The sequence below is a fragment of the Pelomonas sp. BJYL3 genome (assembly GCF_027257975.1).
Classification (GTDB): Bacteria; Pseudomonadota; Gammaproteobacteria; order Burkholderiales; family Burkholderiaceae_C; genus Roseateles_B; species Roseateles_B flavus.
Window position 1 is genome coordinate 674,285 of sequence record NZ_JANZKX010000001.1, and the last position, 17,894, is coordinate 692,178.

General features: G+C 66.9%; 14 protein-coding genes. 9 read left to right on the plus strand and 5 right to left on the minus strand.

Translation table 11 applies throughout. The features are described 5' to 3' along the window. The first annotated feature begins 148 nt into the window (after positions 1-148). Entirely contained in the window at positions 149-772 is a 624-nt protein-coding gene (locus tag O9Y01_RS03065; RefSeq protein WP_269630010.1) for a DUF642 domain-containing protein, read from the plus strand. A 143-nt stretch (positions 773-915) separates the two neighbouring features. On the opposite strand, the gene O9Y01_RS03070 is transcribed toward O9Y01_RS03065, so the two are convergent. Together O9Y01_RS03070 and O9Y01_RS03075 are read right to left on the minus strand one after the other, a co-directional pair. Then, positions 916-2,403, minus strand: coding sequence for a carboxypeptidase M32 (locus O9Y01_RS03070; protein ID WP_269630011.1), 1,488 nt, complete (start codon positions 2,401-2,403; stop codon positions 916-918). Positions 2,404-2,532: 129 nt separating this feature from the next. Further along, positions 2,533-3,027, minus strand: coding sequence for a YqaA family protein (locus O9Y01_RS03075; protein WP_442952701.1), 495 nt, complete (start codon positions 3,025-3,027; stop codon positions 2,533-2,535). 228 nt (positions 3,028-3,255) lie between these two features. Between O9Y01_RS03075 and O9Y01_RS03080 the strand changes: the two genes are divergently transcribed. The 4 genes from O9Y01_RS03080 (at position 3,256) to purH (ending at position 7,113) form a co-directional block, all read left to right on the plus strand. Continuing rightward, positions 3,256-3,996 carry a substrate-binding periplasmic protein gene (locus tag O9Y01_RS03080; protein ID WP_269630012.1) on the plus strand — a complete coding sequence of 247 codons (741 nt, stop codon included), beginning with the start codon at positions 3,256-3,258 and terminating at the stop codon, positions 3,994-3,996. Positions 3,997-4,172: 176 nt separating this feature from the next. Next, a complete protein-coding gene (gene dusB / locus O9Y01_RS03085; RefSeq protein ID WP_269630013.1) occupies positions 4,173-5,255 on the plus strand; it encodes a tRNA dihydrouridine synthase DusB in 1,083 nt (360 codons plus the stop codon). Continuing rightward, positions 5,252-5,485 (plus strand): Fis family transcriptional regulator, encoded by a 234-nt coding sequence (locus tag O9Y01_RS03090; protein WP_269630014.1) that lies wholly within the window; start codon positions 5,252-5,254, stop codon positions 5,483-5,485. Before dusB ends, O9Y01_RS03090 begins: the two co-directional genes overlap by 4 nt. 47 nt (positions 5,486-5,532) lie before the next feature. Continuing rightward, positions 5,533-7,113 carry a bifunctional phosphoribosylaminoimidazolecarboxamide formyltransferase/IMP cyclohydrolase gene (purH, locus tag O9Y01_RS03095; RefSeq protein WP_269630015.1) on the plus strand — a complete coding sequence of 527 codons (1,581 nt, stop codon included), beginning with the start codon at positions 5,533-5,535 and terminating at the stop codon, positions 7,111-7,113. A 223-nt stretch (positions 7,114-7,336) separates the two neighbouring features. On the opposite strand, the gene O9Y01_RS03100 is transcribed toward purH, so the two are convergent. Together O9Y01_RS03100 and O9Y01_RS03105 are read right to left on the minus strand one after the other, a co-directional pair. Next, positions 7,337-8,755, minus strand: a complete 1,419-nt coding sequence (locus O9Y01_RS03100) for a hypothetical protein (protein WP_269630017.1) — start codon at positions 8,753-8,755, stop codon at positions 7,337-7,339. Then, the gene (locus O9Y01_RS03105; protein ID WP_269630018.1) at positions 8,733-10,598 is read right to left on the minus strand and encodes a GH3 family domain-containing protein; all 1,866 of its coding nucleotides are present in this window, start codon (positions 10,596-10,598) and stop codon (positions 8,733-8,735) included. The genes O9Y01_RS03100 and O9Y01_RS03105 overlap by 23 nt, the downstream gene beginning before the upstream one ends. A gap of 1,255 nt (positions 10,599-11,853) precedes the next feature. On the opposite strand from O9Y01_RS03105, the gene O9Y01_RS03110 reads away from it, so the two are divergent. The 3 genes from O9Y01_RS03110 to O9Y01_RS03120 all read left to right on the plus strand — a co-directional run bounded on the left by O9Y01_RS03110 (position 11,854) and on the right by O9Y01_RS03120 (position 15,161). After that, positions 11,854-12,855, plus strand: coding sequence for a 3-oxoacyl-ACP synthase III family protein (locus O9Y01_RS03110; protein WP_269630019.1), 1,002 nt, complete (start codon positions 11,854-11,856; stop codon positions 12,853-12,855). Further along, complete coding sequence (locus O9Y01_RS03115) at positions 12,852-13,610, plus strand: SDR family oxidoreductase (RefSeq protein ID WP_269630020.1); 759 nt, start codon at positions 12,852-12,854, stop codon at positions 13,608-13,610. Before O9Y01_RS03110 ends, O9Y01_RS03115 begins: the two co-directional genes overlap by 4 nt. Before the next feature lie 105 nt (positions 13,611-13,715). Further along, the gene (locus O9Y01_RS03120; protein WP_269630021.1) at positions 13,716-15,161 is read left to right on the plus strand and encodes a carboxyl transferase domain-containing protein; all 1,446 of its coding nucleotides are present in this window, start codon (positions 13,716-13,718) and stop codon (positions 15,159-15,161) included. Here O9Y01_RS03120 and O9Y01_RS03125 read toward each other — a convergent pair. Then, positions 15,147-16,178: a 3-oxoacyl-ACP synthase III family protein gene (locus O9Y01_RS03125; protein WP_269630022.1), complete on the minus strand. Its 1,032-nt coding sequence runs from the start codon at positions 16,176-16,178 to the stop codon at positions 15,147-15,149. The genes O9Y01_RS03120 and O9Y01_RS03125 overlap by 15 nt on opposite strands. A gap of 250 nt (positions 16,179-16,428) precedes the next feature. Between O9Y01_RS03125 and O9Y01_RS03130 the strand changes: the two genes are divergently transcribed. Next, positions 16,429-17,847, plus strand: a complete 1,419-nt coding sequence (locus tag O9Y01_RS03130) for a coniferyl aldehyde dehydrogenase (RefSeq protein ID WP_269630023.1) — start codon at positions 16,429-16,431, stop codon at positions 17,845-17,847. Positions 17,848-17,894 lie beyond the last annotated feature (47 nt).

Here is a 17,894-nt window from a genome sequence, read left to right on the forward strand (position 1 = left end):
CGAACGCCGGGCGCCGAAAGTCGAAGCCCGCGTGACGGGCTTCACACCCCGCAAGGCCTGACCCCACAGTCAGAGGGGGGGCGCCGAGGCCCCGCCCAAAGAACAATGGCGTCATCGCACCGCCGGTGCTCCTTCAGCAGTTCAAACCGTGTCCAAGAAGTTCCTCATCGCCCTCGGCCTGAGCGCCGCCTCCCTGCTGGCCCAGGCCACGCCGATCAACCTGATCAGCAATGGCAGCTTCGAGTCCGTCGCGCAGGCCAATGGCAGCTGGAGCACCTACGGCAGCCTGAGCGGCTGGACCGTCGGCCCGCAGAAGGTCGAGATCCGCAACAACGTGGCGGGCTCGGCCTACGCCGGCCTGAACTTCGTGGAGCTGGACACCAACCGCAACAGCTGGATCTCCCAGACCTTCACGACCGTCGTCGGCCAGACCTACCACCTGAGCTTCATGTGGGCCAACCGCCCCGACCAGGTGGGCGCCAACAGCAACGGCATCAGCTGGCAGGTCGCCGCCCTCGATGGCGTGGTCGGCAAGAACACCATCACCAGCTGGACCCAGTTCGAGCAGGACTTCGTGGCCGCCGGCACCAGCACCACCCTGCGCCTGGGCGCCACCGGCGCGTCTGACGGCATGGGCACCTCGCTGGACGCCGTGTCCGTCACCCAGCTGCCCCCGGCCGCCGCCAAGAGCACCGTGCCTGAGCCCGGCAGCCTGGCCCTGCTGGCCATGGCCGCTGGCGCCCTGTTCGTGGCACGCCGCCGCAAGGCCTGAGCCCGGAACGAATTCAAGAAGCGACGTCGTTGAAAAACCGAGCGGGCCCGAGCCCGCCACCCTGCCGCCCCGCGCGGCTGTTCCATTAGAAGAAGCGAGAAGAGGCCCCCCGGGGCCTCTTCTTGTTGGTGGGTGCGACGCCCTCAGCCGAGATAGCGCGCGCGCAGATGGGCCTGGAAGTGGGCCGGGTTCAGCGCCTCGCCGCTGGCACGGCGCACGAGCTCAGGCGTCTCCCAGCGGCTGCCTTCGTTCCAGATGCGGCTGCGCAGCCAGTCGAAGACCAGGCCCAGCTCGCCACGGGCGATGCGGGCGTCGAGGTCCGGCGTCTCGCGGCGCATGGCGGCGAAGAACTGCGCGGCATACATCGCGCCCAGGGTGTAGCAGGGGAAGTAGCCGAAGAGGCCGGCGCCCCAGTGCACGTCCTGCATCGGGCCGTCCTTGAAGTTGCCGCGGGTGTCCAGGCCCAGCAGCTCCTGCATCTTGGCGTCCCACAGCGCGGGGATGTCGTCCACCTCGATCTGGCCCTCGATCAGCGGCCGCTCGATCTCGTAGCGCAGGATCACGTGGGCCGGGTAGGTGACCTCGTCGGCATCGACACGGATATAGCCCGGCTTCACGCGGGTCAGCAGGCGGTTCAGGTTGCCGACCTCGAAGGCGGGCTGATCGCCCAGGTGCTTCTGCAGCAGCGGGCGCAGCAGGCCGGCAAAGCCGGGATGGCTGCCCAGCTGCATCTCGAAGGACAGGCTCTGGCTCTCGTGCAGGCCCATGGAGCGGGCATTGGCGATGGGCAGGCCCAGCCACTCGCGGCGCAGGTTCTGCTCGTAGCGGCCGTGGCCGGTTTCGTGGATGGTGCCCATCAGGCTGGGCAGGAAGTCGTCCTCGCGGTAGCGCGTGGTCATGCGCACGTCCTCGGGCACGCCTCCGCAGAAGGGGTGGGCGCTCTCGTCCAGGCGGCCGGCCTCGAAGTCGAAGCCCATCAGCTGCATGGCGTCATGGCCCAGGGCCTTCTGGGCGGCCTGCGAGAAGGGTGGCACGGGGCGGGTCACGGCCTCGCGCGACTGCTTCTCCAGCACGTCGCGGATCAGGCCGGGCAGCCATTGGCGCAGGTCGCCGAAGACGCGGTCCACCTCGGCCGAGCGCATGCCGGGCTCGTACTGGTCCATGAGGGCGTCGTAGGGGGCAAGACCTGTCACCGCCGAGAGGCAGCGTGCCTCCTCGCGGGCCAGGCGCACGACCTCGCGCAGGTTCTCGGCATAGCCCGCCCAGTCGTTGGCGGGGCGCTGGCTGCGCCAGGCGTGCTCGCAGCGCGAATTGGCCAGGCTCTTGGCCTCGACCAGCGACTGCGGCAGCGCATTGCTGGCGAGCCAGGCGCGCTGCATCTCGCGCAGATTGGCGCGCTCGATCTCGTCCAGCGGCTCCTGCGCGGCGGCTTCCAGCAGGCCCTGGAGCGCGGGCTCTGTGGCCAGCTGGTGCAGCAGGCCGCCCATCTCGGCCAGGGCCAGCGAGCGGGCCTCGTTGCCCTTGGCCGGCATGTTGGCGGACTGGTCCCAGGACGCGATCGACTGGAGATGGGAGAGGCGGTAGATGCGCACGTGGCGGGCGCACAGCGATTCGTAGGCGGTCTTGCTCATGGTCTTGTCTCTTGTCCGAGGGCGCGGCAGCCCTCGTCATTCATGAAAGGGCGTTTCCTCGACGCCCGGCCGGCGGCAGTCAGGCGGCCGGCCACTCGTGGCTGGGATTGTGGCCGCCTTTGAGGCGCATCAAGCGCCCCACTGGCCCGGGAAAACCCACAGCAGCAGGGCCGTCATGCAGAGGTAGCGCAGGAACTTGCCAATGCCCATGTAGAGCAGGCAGGGCCAGAAGGGCAGCTTCAGCCACCCGGCCACCGCACACAGCGGGTCACCCACCACCGGCAGCCAGCTCAGCAGGCAGGCGCGCGGACCGAAGCGCTCCAGCCAGCGCAAGGCCTTGTTGGCAGGGCTGTGGTGGGCGCGCCCCTCGTAGATCCGCTCGGCGCCGTAGCCCATGCCCCAGGTGATGGCACCGCCGATGGTATTGCCTGCCGTGGCCACCAGCACGGCCGGCCAGAACAGCGTCGGCTCCAGCTTGACCAGGGCCAGCACCGCCGGCTCCGACCCCAGCGGCAGCAGCGTGGCCGACACCAGCGCGATCACGAAGATCGCCGGCAGGCCCACCTGCGGCAGGGAGAAAAAAGCCAGCACGGCGGCCAGCGCATCCATCACCGATTGCTCCATGCGGGCCATTATGCGAGGGACGCCACAGTTCCTTGACCTGTCGGGTTGCACCCATGACGGAAGGCATGCACACTCAGTGGTTCAGGGAGCGCACACCTGGATCAGGGTCGGTACGACCTCGTCCGGGCTTGGCCATCAAAGAGGTCACGGGCAATGCTGAATTTCGCGAGGACTGGGTTCGTCTGTCTTGGAGTCCTGGGCTCGGCGCTGGGTCTGGTCCACCCGGCCATGGCACAGGAGGCTTGCAAGCATCTGCTGGCGTCCGGCAATCCGCAGTACCCGCCCTATCTGTGGCGCGCCCCGGAAGACGAAAGCCGGCTTGTCGGCGCCAATGCCGAGATGATGCAGTGGCTGTCCAAGGAGATCGGCATCCCCATCGAGGTGCGCTACGTGGGCCCCTGGGGCCGCGTGCAGGAGGAGGTGCGGGCCGGCAAGGTCGACCTCATCGCCGGCGCCTTCTTCACCGTGCCGCGTACCGAGTACATGGACTACTTCCACCCGCCCTTCCGCGACACGCGCTCGGCGGTCTGGACCAAGGACGGCAGCAAGCTCAAGTACCGCAAGTGGGGCGACCTCCAGGGCCGCCAGGGCGTCACCGTGATCAACAACAGCTTCGGCGAGGAGTTCGACCGCTACGCCCGCGAGAACCTCAAGATCACCCAGGTGGCCAGCCTTGAGCAGGCCATCCAGATCCTGCAGAAGGGCCGCGCCGACTACCTGGTCTACGAGGACAGCCCCGGCGACGCCTTCCTGGCCAAGATGGCCATCACCGACATCAAGCAGCTGGACGGCGCCGTGGCCAAGGAGCCGCTGTACCTGACGCTGTCGCACAAGTCCGCCTGCAACACGCCGGAGCTGCGCGGCAAGCTGGCGCGTGCCGTCTACAAGCTCTCCAGGACCACGCAGATGAACGACTGGATCGGCCAGTCCATCCAGCTCTGGCGCAAGCAGAACGTGCCGGCGCAATGAGGGTGCGGCGGGCGTGAGCGGTGCGGGCCGAGGCGCTCGATGCTCGTGACGCATTGCGCAATCCATCTCGTCCGCACGGGTCAGACGCGGGGGCCTCGTCCGGCCCTGCGACGATCACGGAGGTGGCGGGCGTTATAATCCTGCCTCTTTTTTGAGCAGCCGCCCACCCCCCTCCCATGCCTTCCCTCCTGCCCACCCCGTTGCGGCTAGGCGCCCATGTGCTGCCGAACAATCTGTTCGTGGCGCCCATGGCCGGGGTGACGGACCGCCCTTTTCGCATGCTGTGCAAGCGCCTGGGCGCGGGCTATGCGGTCTCCGAGATGGTGACCTCGCGCAAGGACCTCTGGAACAGCCTCAAGACCTCGCGCCGCGCCAACCACGAGGGCGAGACCGCGCCCATCGCCGTGCAGATCGCCGGCACCGAGGCGCAGATGATGGCCGAGGCCGCCGTCTACAACATCCAGCGCGGCGCCCAGATCATCGACATCAACATGGGCTGCCCCGCCAAGAAGGTCTGCAACAAGTGGGCCGGCTCGGCCCTGATGCAGAACGAGCCACTGGCTGAGGAGATCGTCCGCGCGGTGGTCGAGGCCTGCCGGCCCTTTGACGTCCCCGTGACGCTGAAGATGCGCACCGGCTGGAGCGCCGAGGCGCGCAATGCCCTGGCCCTGGCCCGCATGGCCGAGGACGCCGGCATCGCCATGCTGACCATCCACGGCCGCACCCGCGAGCAGGGCTACAAGGGCCTGGCCGAGTACGACACCCTGCGCAGCGTGAAGGCGGCGGTGGGCATCCCGGTGGTCGCCAACGGTGACATCGACAGCCCCGAGAAGGCCCTGCAGGTGCTGCAGCACACCGGCGCCGACGCGCTGATGGTGGGCCGCGCGGCGCAGGGCCGGCCCTGGATCTTCCGCGAGATCGCCCACTTCCTGGCCACCGGCGAGCAGTTGCCCGCGCCGCGCGTGCTGGAGGCCCGCGACTGGCTGCTGGAGCATCTGCAGGACCACTACAGCCTCTACGGCAGCGACAGCGGCATGCGCAGCGCGCGCAAGCACATCGCCTGGGCCGTGAAGGCCCTGCCTGGCGGGGAAGACTTCCGCCAGGCCATGAACCGGCTGGACAGCTGCGAGGCGCAGGTCCGGGCCCTCTCCGACTGGTTTGCGGCCCTGGCCGACCAGCACGAGCGCCTGCCCTACCTCCCGCCCGCCCTGGACGCGGCCAACGACGACGACGCAGAAGAACAAAGGCTATCGGCATGACGCCCAAACCCATCGACCAGTGCATCCGCGAGAACCTCGAGGTCTATTTCCGTGACCTCGACGGCGAGGTGCCGCACTCCATGCACGACATGCTGATCAAGCTGGTCGAGAAGCCCCTGCTGGAAGTCGTGATGGCCAAGGCCGACGGCAACCAGAGCAAGGCCGCCGAGTGGCTGGGCATCAACCGCAACACCCTGCGCCGCAAGCTCAGCGACCACGAGCTGCTCTGAGCCGCGCCCGATCTGCTCCACCGAATCCCCACCATCCCGAGTCCACCATGACGCAACTGACTGCCCTGATCTCCGTGTCCGACAAGACCGGCATCGTCGACTTCGCCCGCGCCCTGCACGCCCTGAACGTGCGCCTGCTGTCCACCGGTGGCACCGCCAAGCTGCTGGCCGACGCCGGCCTGCCGGTGACCGAGGTCGCCGACCACACCGGCTTCCCCGAGATGCTGGACGGTCGCGTCAAGACCCTGCACCCCAAGATCCACGGCGGCCTGCTGGCCCGCCGCGACGTGCCCGAGCACATGAAGGCCCTGGCCGACCACGGTATCGCCACCATCGACATCCTGGCCGTCAATCTCTACCCCTTTGAAGCCACCGTCGCCAAGGCCGGCTGCACGCTGGAAGACGCCATCGAGAACATCGACATCGGCGGCCCGGCCATGGTGCGCAGCGCCGCCAAGAACTGGAAGGACGTCACCGTGCTGACCGACGCCGGCCAGTACGCGGGCGTGCTGGAGGAGCTCAAGGCCCACGGCAAGACCAGCGACAAGACCCGCTTCGCCTGCAGCGTGGCCGCCTTCAACCGCATCGCCCAGTACGACGCCGCAATCAGCAACTACCTCAGTGCCCGCCAGGACGACGGCAGCCTGGCCGCCTACCCGGCCCAGATGAACAGCACCTTCGTGAAGGTGCAGGACCTGCGCTACGGCGAGAACAGCCACCAGACCGCGGCCCTCTACCGGGACCTGTATCCCGCCCCCGGCTCCATCGTCACGGGCAAGCAGCTGCAGGGCAAGGAGCTGTCCTACAACAACATCGCCGATGCCGATGCCGCCTGGGAGTGCGTCAAGTCCTTCAGCGCCCCGGCCTGCGTGATCGTCAAGCACGCCAACCCCTGCGGCGTGGCCGTGGCCGCGACGCCGGCCGAGGCCTATGCCAAGGCCTTCAAGACCGACCCGACCAGCGCCTTCGGCGGCATCATTGCCTTCAACCGCGAGGTGGATGGCGCAGCGGCCGAGCTGGTGTCCAAGCAGTTCGTCGAGGTGCTGATGGCCCCGGGCTTCACGGCCGAGGCCCGCGAGATCTTCAAGAGCAAGGTCAACGTCCGCCTGATGGAAATCGCCTTGCCCCCGGGCGGCGACACGCCCTGGCTGCAGGGCCGCAACCTGGGCGACAGCAAGCGCATCGGCTCCGGCCTGCTGCTGCAAAGCGCCGACAACCACTTCCTGAAGGCCTCTGACCTGAAGGTGGTCACCACCCTGCAGCCCTCGGCCCAGCAGCTGGAAGACCTCATGTTCGCCTGGACCGTGGCCCAGTACGTCAAGAGCAATGCCATCGTCTTCTGCGGCGGTGGCATGACCCTGGGCGTGGGTGCCGGCCAGATGAGCCGCGTGGACTCCACCAAGATCGCCGCCATCAAGGCCGCCAACGCCAGCCTGGATCTGAAGGGCTCGGTCGTGGCGAGCGACGCCTTCTTCCCCTTCCGCGACGGCCTGGACGTGCTGGCCGATGCCGGCGCCAGCTGCGTGATCCAGCCGGGCGGCTCCATGCGTGATGAGGAAGTGATCGCTGCCGCCAACGAGCGCGGCGTGGCCATGGTCTTCACCGGCGTGCGCCACTTCCGGCACTGAACAGGCACCCCCTACGCGCGTCGCCGGCCTTGCAGGCCGCGCCAGGCCAGAGGCCTGGCCCTTCGGCAGGCATAAACGCCAAGGCGTTGATGGCCGGCCTCAGCCCCCTCGAGGGGGCCATACCGACGGCCCGGCAGAGCCGGATCAGCGGTATGCGCTGGGGACGAGCACTGGCTGCGCCGGCTGCTCTTCCCTATCGCCGCTTGCGAAGGGGATGCCAGGCTCAGGCGGTGAGGAAGGTGATGGCGTCCGTGGCGCCACGGTGCGCGTTGATGACGCCCGTCTCGTTGTTGCTGGGCGAGGTCCGGGCGCAGCTGCCGGCGAACTGGCCGCCAAAGACGAAGGGAGCCCAGATGACGTCGTGCTCCTCGAACGCTCCCGCCGGGTTCCTGGCCAGCAGGCGCTCTGCCACGCAGAGCTCCTGGGCGATGTACTGCCCGGGCCTGGCGAGTGCCTGGTCCACCACCGCCCGCCATGACGCGGCGTCGAGCCGGTTGCCCACGCTCACCTCGCGCCCCTGAAGCCCGTCGATGGGCTTGATGACGAACCCGTCCTGGCGCTGCAGCAGCAGCTCCAGCAGCTCCTGCTCCACCCCCTGATACACGATCGTTCCCGGGCGGACCAGCCGCGTCCAGGGCAGATGCTTGTTGATGAGCTGGCGCTCCTCGTCGCTTGCCTGTGGCGACTGCGCATGCTCGGACAGCAGGCTGAGCCCGGACTTCTGCCCAAGAATGGTAGAGCTGCGGGTATTGAAGATCGGGAAGCGCCCCTGCTGGCTGAGCTGATGAACGAACTCAGGCAGCAGCTGCGGCCGCCCGAACAGCAGCATGGAATCGAGCCGGCCCTGCTTCGTGAAGACCGCCCCCTCCTCCAGCATCAGATCGTCCGCGTGGGTGCAGCAGGTGAAGTCAATCGCCAGCGAGGACTGTGACAGCAGCTGCCGCTTGATTCTCGCGATCATGTCCTCTGCCTCGGCCAGCCGCGCGGGCTGCTCGACGAAGACGCCCACATGGAGCCGCGGATCTGCAAAACCCAGCCGCCGCCGGTACACGGCGCTAACGCGCAGAATGTGCGTCACCATCTCGTTCAGCGGACCGTAGGTGCTGAAGGTCTGGCCACTGCCTTCCATGAAGCGCTTGATCAGGGGCTGGGCCCGGTACATGCCCTCGAAGAGATAGATGCCCCAACCGCCCAGGTTCCCCGACACGTTGAACTCAAGCAGCTTGAAGCCCTCGGCGGTGGACATGAAATCCCCGCGCGCCAGGCAGTAGTCCAGCCCCGTGTCGCCCTCGAACAGCGTCAGCAGGTCCTCGTCGCAGTCGCTCTTGAAGTACTGCGCAAGGCGGACGGGGTCCTGCCTGGCCAGCTCCTGCACCAGCTTCTTGTAAAGCGAGAACAGATCGACGGCCACCTGGCCCCACTCTTGCGACTTCGCATGGCTCAGGAAGAGCGGCAGCATCTGCAGCTCGAAGGGGTAGTTCTGAACATAGACGGGCTGCTGGTCGCGATCGCCCAGCCGGGCCTGCTCCGACTCCTCGTTCTGCAGCGCGTACCGTATGAAGTCCAGGCCGACGGGCGACAGCTTGAAGTGATTCTCGGCCAGGGTTTCGGTCAGCAGTTCAAGCCTCGATTGTTTGTCCATTGCAGGCATCCTCCAGTTTGTATTCTTTAACGACGGGGAACTCTTGATCACCATTGAAGACGTTGGAAAGGTGGATGGGCTTGAACTGACCGCTGAGCAGATTGCTCTTGAATTGGCGGCTGCGGACATAAGCCGCCAGCGCATCGCGATCCACCACTGAGGCCCGCAAGGGCAGCAGGCTGAGGCCGGCGCGTTCCCAGTTGTAGCCCATGGAGATTCGACGCAGCTCGGCCTCGACCTCGCCCAGGAACTCCTGCATGTTGGGCAGGTCGCGGTCCAGCACGAGCCTGTAGAAGCGCTCCTGCGTCGGGAAGAAGATGAAATGATCAAAACGCACCCCCAGCTGGCTGCAGACGGCGCTGGTGACGTCGGTCACATCCTTCTCGGTGATTCTTTCGTTGTTGATCGACACCTGGCGCGCACGCTTCGACAGGAACTCCAGCACCGGCACCTTGCCCTCGAAGCCGCTGATCAGCACCAGGTCTTCCATGTTGTAGCGGTACATGCCGCCCATGGTGCTCACCACCTGGTAGTACGTCTTGCCCTGCTCCAGCGCCCACACCGGCAGGACCTCCGGCCGATCGAGGTCGATCTGGTCCTCGGGGATGAACTCCAGGAAGTGCCCCGTGATGGCGGCGATGCCCCCTTTGGCATTCGCCTGATGCGGGACCGAGAACGTCCCCTCGCTGGCGGAGAAGGGCATTTCGTAAAGATCCTTCTTGCCAAAGTAGCGCTGCAGCTCCATCAGCGAATAGGACATGTTCCCACCGCTCCAGGTGACGAAGATCTGCAGGCGATTGAACAGGACCCCCATCAGCGCAACCGGGCAGGGATCCTCCCCCTGGCGCAGCCGCTCGCTGAAGTCCTCCAGGGCCGCCAGCTTCTCCGGCTGGAGCCGGAAGCGAAGCCCGTGTGTGCGTGACTGGTTCTCGGGACTCAGGCTGAGGCTTTGCTGCCGCAGGTCGGCCGCCAGCTTCCCGCTGTTGGCAAGGATGGACTTGGCAACGTTGATGATCTTCAGCGGCGAAATGGCACCGATTGCCACCAGATCGTCCGCATCAATCATGAAGCGCGCCATGGCGTAGTAGCAATCATGCGGATTGCTCAGCGTGAACACCCAGTACGGAATGAGGAATCGGCGGGTAATGGCCTTGGGCAGGTTCTTGTAGTTGAAGCCACTGACAAAACCTTGCGGCACGCCCGCCGGCGAATGCCCGCCGTCTCCGTTGCCGACCAGGAACTGCACTGAATGGCGCTGGATGACGGGATAGCTCTTTTCCAGCAGATGCATGAAGGCCAGGATGCTCCGACTGACCTCCTTGCGGCTGCTGACGGTAATCGGGATGTACTTGTAATCCCCCGTGCTGCCGGTGGTCATGGCGAAGTAATACGGATCCTCCCTGGTGATGACGTTTCTTTCACCACGGTAGACCCGCTGCAGGTAGTCCAGATACATCGCGCTGGTCCGGATCGGGACCCGGGCCCTGTAGTCCTCGTAGGACTTGATCTCCGCAAAACGATGTTCCCTGCCGAAAGTCGTGTCGCGGTTCTCCTTCAGGATCCTCCGAAGAATCCTTTCCTGAATGGCCCGCGGATCATCCTGGTAGTACCTCAACCTGCCATAGCTGAGGCGCTTGCTCAGGTTCGCGGCCAATTCAACGAGTTTCTTGGAAAGCATCGGTGTCCTTGAGTCATTCATGAACGCCGCCGGCTGGCCACCGCGCCGGCGGCGGCCATCAGCAGAAAACCTGGGGTCGATCGAGGCGCCGGCGATCCCGGCCCGGGGCAGCGCCGCCACCTGGCGCGCCCCGGCTGGGCGGCGCGCACGCGCTGGCGACTCCATGTAACCAGTTATTGCAGCAGCGCCAGGCCTGGCCGTCACCTCGCCAGCGCCCCAGCGTCGTGCGCGACTGTACCGATTCCCAACCGGTCCGCGCCAGGGCCGCGTATCGTCTCAGGTCTTCAAGGCTTGCGACATCAGGCTTTCACGGAAGCCGGGCACACCTTTACTTACAAACACCCCCCGCCCATCCCCCGCCCATCCCCCGCCTTTGCGCAGATCCTCGATGTCATGGGCATCAGCAGCGGCGCCAGCACCGCACCGTGCGGCCTGCACAGGTCTGTCAATCGATGGAAACACCGCCGCCTGCAGCGCCCAGGCAGCTCATCAGCGTGAGTCCGCAGGCACGGTCTACCTCATGGAATGCATGCCCCGGCCAGGCATCCACTGTCTGTTGCCCGCCACTCCTGCCACGCAAAATCACCCCCCTGGCGGGGATGTGCTTGATCTGACATGCAAGTTCCATAGAATCGCCGCGCACTATCAACGGCAGTACTCGATAGCGACAGCTAACCCATTAGGGTCTCACTTCACTTGCCGCACAAGGTCTCTCCTCGAGAGCGTGAGTCGCGGTCACGATGTAGAACATGACGCAGACGACGCCGAGCCCGGAGGGGACATGCATGCACGCGAGGACGCGCGCGCCCATCGCCGCAAGGGCGCCGCTGGCGCCACGCGAGCCGGGCCGCCCTCGGGCCAGGACCGGGCACTTGCGGGGCCCCCTGTGGCGTCCGCCTTTCCTCGCGGGTCGATGTACCGGTTCGCCGTGCAGCAGGGGTTCCCCCGCGGTGAGCTGGCGACAGGGGAGGCACTGATCGGGACATCGCCGTGCCGCCTGGCGGAGCCCCGCGGTCCGGCCCGGCCCTCGCGTCGAGGCGTCTGTGCCCTGGCACCCGGCCCTTGCCCGCCACGGTCTCCGCGGGCCTGAACGCCTCTTGCGCCGTGCCACGCACCAGCCGGGTGCCGGCCCTGCCTTTCGGCGCCACCGGCGTTCGGTCCGCCGCGCCCCAGGTGCCATCCGCCTGCGCGGCCCGGCCGGCGCGATGCCCTGCCAGGGAGACGCCGACCTGGCGCTGAAGCCTGGCAGCCCTCGGGCGCTCGCCTGGCTGATATCGAAGTGACGCGCCCCTGGGGCAGGCCCCGCGCGGGAGGACTCCAGGCACCGGACGACGGCGCGCCGGCCTGGGAAACGACAAGTCGGCGAACGCCGGCCGATAACAGTTGGACGGTGCACAGCACCAAGCTTGGAGGAGGATTGATGTTTGCTTGCCCACATCCGATGGCCATCACGGGGACTGGCTACGCCCTGGGAGACGAGTTCCTCGACAACGCTGCCTTGGCGGAGCGCCATGCGATCCGCATCAAGCCTTCCTTCATCAAGAACTCGATCGGCATCAACAGCCGCTACTTCCTCTCCGAGGGCCGCAGCACCTCGGACATCGCCACGGAGGCCGCGAAGCAGGCCCTCAGCCAGGCCGGTCTCCCGGCCCAGCAGCTCAGCCGGATCATCGTCGCCACGTCGACGCCCGACTACCTGTCCCCGTCGACGGCCTGCGTCGTGCAGCACAAGCTGGGCGCCAGCGGCTTCCCCGCGCACGATGTCTGCGCCGCATGCAGCGGCTTTGTGTATGCGGTGGACCAGGCGCTGCGGTACCTGGCGACCGGCGACGAGCATGTGCTGGTCATCGGCGCCGACGTCCGCTCGCGCACGCTTGACTTCAGCAACCGGCGCACGGCCTTTCTGTACGGGGACGGTGCGGGCGCCGTGGTGATCAGCCGCCTGAAGGACTCAGGTGCCGAAGAAGACAGCGGCTTCCTGGCCAGCTACCTCTATGCCGATGGCGCCGGGCATGATGCGGTCTACGTGCCCTCCGTGGGCACGGCGGCCACAGCCAGCGCGCAGCTGGTCATGCCGGACGGGCAGCGGGTGTCGCACAACGCCAGCGTGGGCGTGCCGGGGCTGGTCAAGGCCGTGCTCAGCCAGGCGAAGCTGCCGCAAAGCGCCATTGACTTCTACCTGTTCCACCAGCCGAACCTGTACCTGCTGCAGTCCGTCTGCGAGGACCTGGCGGTGCCAGCAGACAAGACGCACATCAGCTTCCCGGACATCGGCAACACGGTGGCCGCCTCGATCCCGATTGCGCTGGCCCAGGCCCATGCCAGCAAGAAGCTGCAGCTCGGCGACCGCGTGCTGCTGTGCGCGATGGGCGCGGGATTCACCGGAGGCGCCCAGGTCCTGCGCTGGTCGCTCCCCTCATGAGCGAGCGCCAGGAGCAGGACATGCACACCGACGCCTCACAGGCCTTCACCACCCTGGTCACCGGCGCCAGCGCGGGCATCGGATTCCAGGTGGCGCAGCGGCTGGCCGCCACAGCACCGGGCGCCCTCGTGATCACCGGCCGCAACCAGGCGCGCCTGGACGAGGCCGTCTCAAGCCTGCAGGGCCGCAGCAGCGGACCGGTACGCGGCGTGGCTTGCGACCAGCGCCACAGGGCCTCCATTGACCAGCTGCTGGAGGCCCTGCATGGGCTGCCACCCGTGTTGCAGCTGGTGGCGAACGTGGGCGTGAATCCCGTCCACCAGCAGGGGCCGGGCAGGACGCACAGCACGGACTACGCGCTGTTCGCCGACACGCTGACCACCAATGTGACGCATACCTTCTACTTGCTCTCGCGTCTGCTCCCCGCCATGCGCCAGGCCCGTGCCGGGCGAATCGTTCTGGTGGGTTCCATGGCCTATCGGTACGGCCTGCCGGGACAGGTGAGCTACAACGTGAGCAAAAGCGCGCTCGTCGGTCTGAAGAACACGATCGTCAGCGAGTACGGGGCGGCCGGCATCGGGTGCCACCTCGTCAATCCAGGCATCGTCCTGAATGAGCGCACCGAGCGCCTGCGCAGGCGTCTCCCTGACGCCGAGCAGCCGCTACCCCTGACCGAATCCCAGGTGGCCGAGGCCATCGTCTCACTGCTGGCCGACGCCAACGCCGAGCCCCGGGGCCGGGAGCTGGACCTGTAGCGACGCCAGACCAGACCAGAGCAGCAAGAAGCGGGCCGGCACGGCCTCGGCCCCAGGCCGCCAGGCCCCCAGCAGCACCCAATATCAAACCAAGGGAGGTGTTTCATGATTCCACAGGCTGAAAGGCTTGAGCAGCGCGCCGAGCGCCCTGTTTCCAGCGAAGAAACCGAGTACCACTGGATCTCCGAACGGGTGTCCGACTGCGCCTTCCTCGGGCCGCTCCGGGACCAACTCGGCAGCGTGGTGGAGTTCTTTGTGCCACGCTCGACCGCGCAGGTGCAGCGATCGGCCCTGGACGGGACATGGCTGCTGCGCGCGACCTTTCAGGGTCACGCCATCGCGCTGGTCTGGAGCGACTTCCGCGTCAAGGGCGGCAGCATCGGCAAGGACATCTCGCACCGGTTCTGCGCCTTCCTGCAGGCCCTGTCCGCCTTCAATCTGCCGCTGGTCATCAAGGTCAGCTCCCTGGGTGTCAGGTTCATGGAGGGGCGCACCGTCTTCGAGCCGGCCTTCTCCGTGCTACCCGCCATCGATCGCTATCGGCGGCGCAATCTGGTCATCACGCTCGGGCATGGCAACGTGCTGGGTATCGGCGTGCTCATCTTCGGGCTGGGACACTACCGGCTCACCGTCAGGGAGGACACCTTCGTCAACCTGACCGGCCCCGAGGTGTGCCGCATGGTGTTTGGCAGTGGCGTGAAGTTCGACGACATTGCCGCCGCCGAGCACCAGTTCCGGCGCACGGACCTGATTCACGAGCTGGCGGACGACCTGCCGGGCGGACTGGAGCGCGTCGGGGAGCTGCTGACAGCCTTCCATGGGACGGCAGCGGGACTGAGCCCTCCGTGCCAAGAGGACGCTGCCCCGGACACGGACGACGAGCGGCCGGCCATCGACCGTCTGATCTCTGGCTTCACGGACAGCTACGTCGAGCTGTTTCGCCAGTATGACGACCGCCTGCGGGCCTATATCGCCGTCATCGGGGGCCAGAAGTTCGGGATCCTGGCCAACCCGGTAGGGAACAGCAACAACATGATCCGGGCGCGAAGCCTGGCCCTGTTCTCCGAGGCGCTGACCCTGTTCCAGCAGCTGAAGCTGCCCGTGCTGTCGCTGCTGGACACCCCGGGTGCCGATCCCCGCATGGACGGCAACAACCTGCAGCTGATCGAGCGCATGCTGGGCGTGGCCGAGCAGATCATCCAGTACCCCTACGGCAAGCTCGGCATCGTGGTCGGGCGGGCCTTCGGCGGCGCCTGCGTACTCGGCTTCCCCAAGGTCTTCGGCAGCCAGCACCTCTTCGGCCTGGAAGGGTCGACGATGGGGATCATGCACGAGAAGATCATCAACCAGCTGCTGGCCGGATCCGCCAAGTTGAAAGAGCAGTGGGATGAGGTCGCCCAGACCCAGGCCCCCAATCTGGACGACCTCATCGCCTCGGGCGCCGTGGACGCCGTCATCCGAAAAACGGACATTCGGCGCTATGTGAGCTGTTTCCTCCTCGAGCCCAGCCGCTCCTCCAAGAACATACTGCGGCAGTTATCTCCGCACTAGGCAGAGGCCCGCCCAGGAAACCCCGCCGCCCACGGCGTGAAACACGAGGGGGGCTCCTGGCGCGAAGTCGGCGCCGCCGGCCCCACGTTTCTGCTGCCACCGGTGGTAGTTGATGAATACCGTGGGGCAGCCCATGTTCCCAAAATCGGAGAAATTCGTGGCCACCGCCTCACGGCGGAGGCCGCAGGCTTCTGCGACGGCCGCATTCTTCTTCGCATCGACCTGATGCGCAAAATAATGCTGGACATCGGCGCCGGAGATACCTGCATTTTCCAGAAGCTGCCGCAGGGAACTCACCCAATAACGCCCGATGGCTTCAATGCCCTCGGGTTTCTGGTTGAACGTGAAATAGTAGTCCTCCGGCCTGTATTCCCCAGGACCGGGAGGAAAGGTGGCGTTGACGATCATGCTGCGGGCCAGCGACGCATCCGTTCCATGGACGACGGATTTCAGGGTCCAGTCCTGAGACCGCTCGACGAACAGGGCCACCGCACCGTCGCCGACGGAGGCGCTCATCTGCAGGACGTCCGGATCGCTGAACTTGCTGAGCGTCTCGGCGCACACGATGACGCCTCCCCGTGCACCCGCCTGCATCCAGCCCTGGGCTTGGATCAGGGCCAGCACGCCTGTCGAGCATCCCGACTTCAAATCCCAGCAGCTGGCATTTCGAAACCCGAACTCGCCCGCGAGCAGGGCGCTGGTCGTCGTCACCGGCATGGGATTGGAAATCCCGCAGAGTATGAGGAAATCTGCATCCTCCAGCACCCGCGGGCATTGCCGGACCAGGCGACCCAGCGCATCGCGCGCCAGGTCCAGCGCATTCTTGTCCGGCGGGCAGAGGTGGCGCCGCTCAATTCCCATTTCCTGCACGAGAAACCTGGATACACGGTCAGAGCCTGTGCTGCGGCCAAACCGGCGGAGCAGCTCTGAATTGTCGACCTGCTCCAGTGCCTCGAAGTCACAGGTAGCGATATCAGTTATTGCGAAGCCAACGGCATCCTTGTGATTGATCAGCATTTCCCCAATGCTCCCCCTGAGTGTTTATGTTGCGGACGGTGTATACCACGGTGGCCGGCGCCCCGTTCAATCCCCCGGCCTCCCCACCGGCCTGCGCCCTGCCTGGGCCCCGACTGTCCAGGCAAGGCGGGCGCCGCCCCCCGCGCCCGCCGCTGAAGCCGTGGAACTAGATGGGCATCTCTAGCCAAGGGTCGGCACGCTTGGTGGGGCTGCGCTTTGGCCTTAGCCTCGCGGAAGGAGACCTACCGCGATGGAACATTCCACTCAAGAAACCCTGCAACTGGCCTTTGAGACCCAGCGCGTCGCCTATGCGCGGGAGCCCATGCCCAGCCTGGCGGTGCGCAAGGACCGCCTGCGGCGGCTCATCACCATGACCCGGCTGAACGAGCAGGCGCTGTGCGAGGCCATCGCGCAGGACTTCGGCCATCGTGCGCATCAGGAAACCCAGCTGGCCGAGGTCTTCACCAGCATCACCGGCGCCGAGCACGCCATCAAGCATCTGCGCGGCTGGATGAAGACCCGCCGCATGCCCACGGCCCTGCACTTCATGCCCGGCAGCAATGCCCTGATGCCCCAGCCCCTGGGCGTGGTGGGCATCATCGCGCCCTGGAACTACCCCTACTACCTCACCGCCGGTCCCGCCATCGCCGCGCTGGCCGCCGGCAACCGCGTGATGATCAAGCCCTCCGAGTTGACGCCCGCCACCTCGGCCCTGATGGCCCGTATGGTGGCCGCCCACTTCAGCCCCGAGGAAATGACCGTGCTGACCGGCGACGCCGACCTCGCCCGCGCCTTCTCCGCCCTGCCCTTCGACCACCTTTTCTTCACCGGCTCCACCGCCGTCGGCCGCCACGTGGCCCAGGCCGCGGCGAAGAACCTCACGCCGGTCACGCTCGAGCTGGGCGGCAAGTCGCCCGCCATCTTCGACCGCAGCTGCAAGCTGGAGCTCAGCGCCTCCCGCCTGGCCTACGGCAAGCTGCTCAATGCCGGCCAGACCTGCGTCGCCCCCGACTACGTGCTCGCCCCGCGCGACCTGGTCCGCCCCCTGGCCGAAGCCGTGCTGCGCCACTGGCGCCGCATGGTGCCCACGGTGCACGCCAACCCGGACTACACCAGCATCGCCACGCCCCGCCACCGCGCCCGCCTGCAGCAGTTGCTGGACGACGCCAAGGCCCAGGGCGCCGAGCTCCTGCCCAGCCATCCGCAGGAGCTGGACCCCGGCGCCGGCCGCAAGCTCACCCCTCATGTGGTGCTGGACGCCAAGCCCTCCATGCAGCTGATGCAGGAGGAGATCTTCGGCCCCGTCCTGCCCATCCTGCCCTATGACAGCCTGGACCAGGCCATCGCCCAGGTGAACGCCGGCGATCGCCCGCTGGCCCTCTACTTCTTCGGCGAGGACGCACAGGCGCGCGAGCAGGTGCTCAGCCAGACCCACGCCGGCGGCGTGACCATCAACGACTGCATCTGGCACCTCGGCCAGGAGTCCCAGCCCTTCGGTGGCGTGGGCGCCAGCGGCATGGGGGCCTATCACGGCGAATGGGGCTTCGACACCTTCAGCAAGCTCAAGCCCGTCTTCGTCCAGTCCCGCTTCGCCGGCACCCGGCTGTTCCAGCCGCCCTACGGCGAGACCTTCAAGACCGTCTTCGGCCTGCTGCGCAAGATCGTCTGAGTTCGGGCAGTACGCCCGGTGCGGCGCCAGCAAGGCTTCGCCGTCAC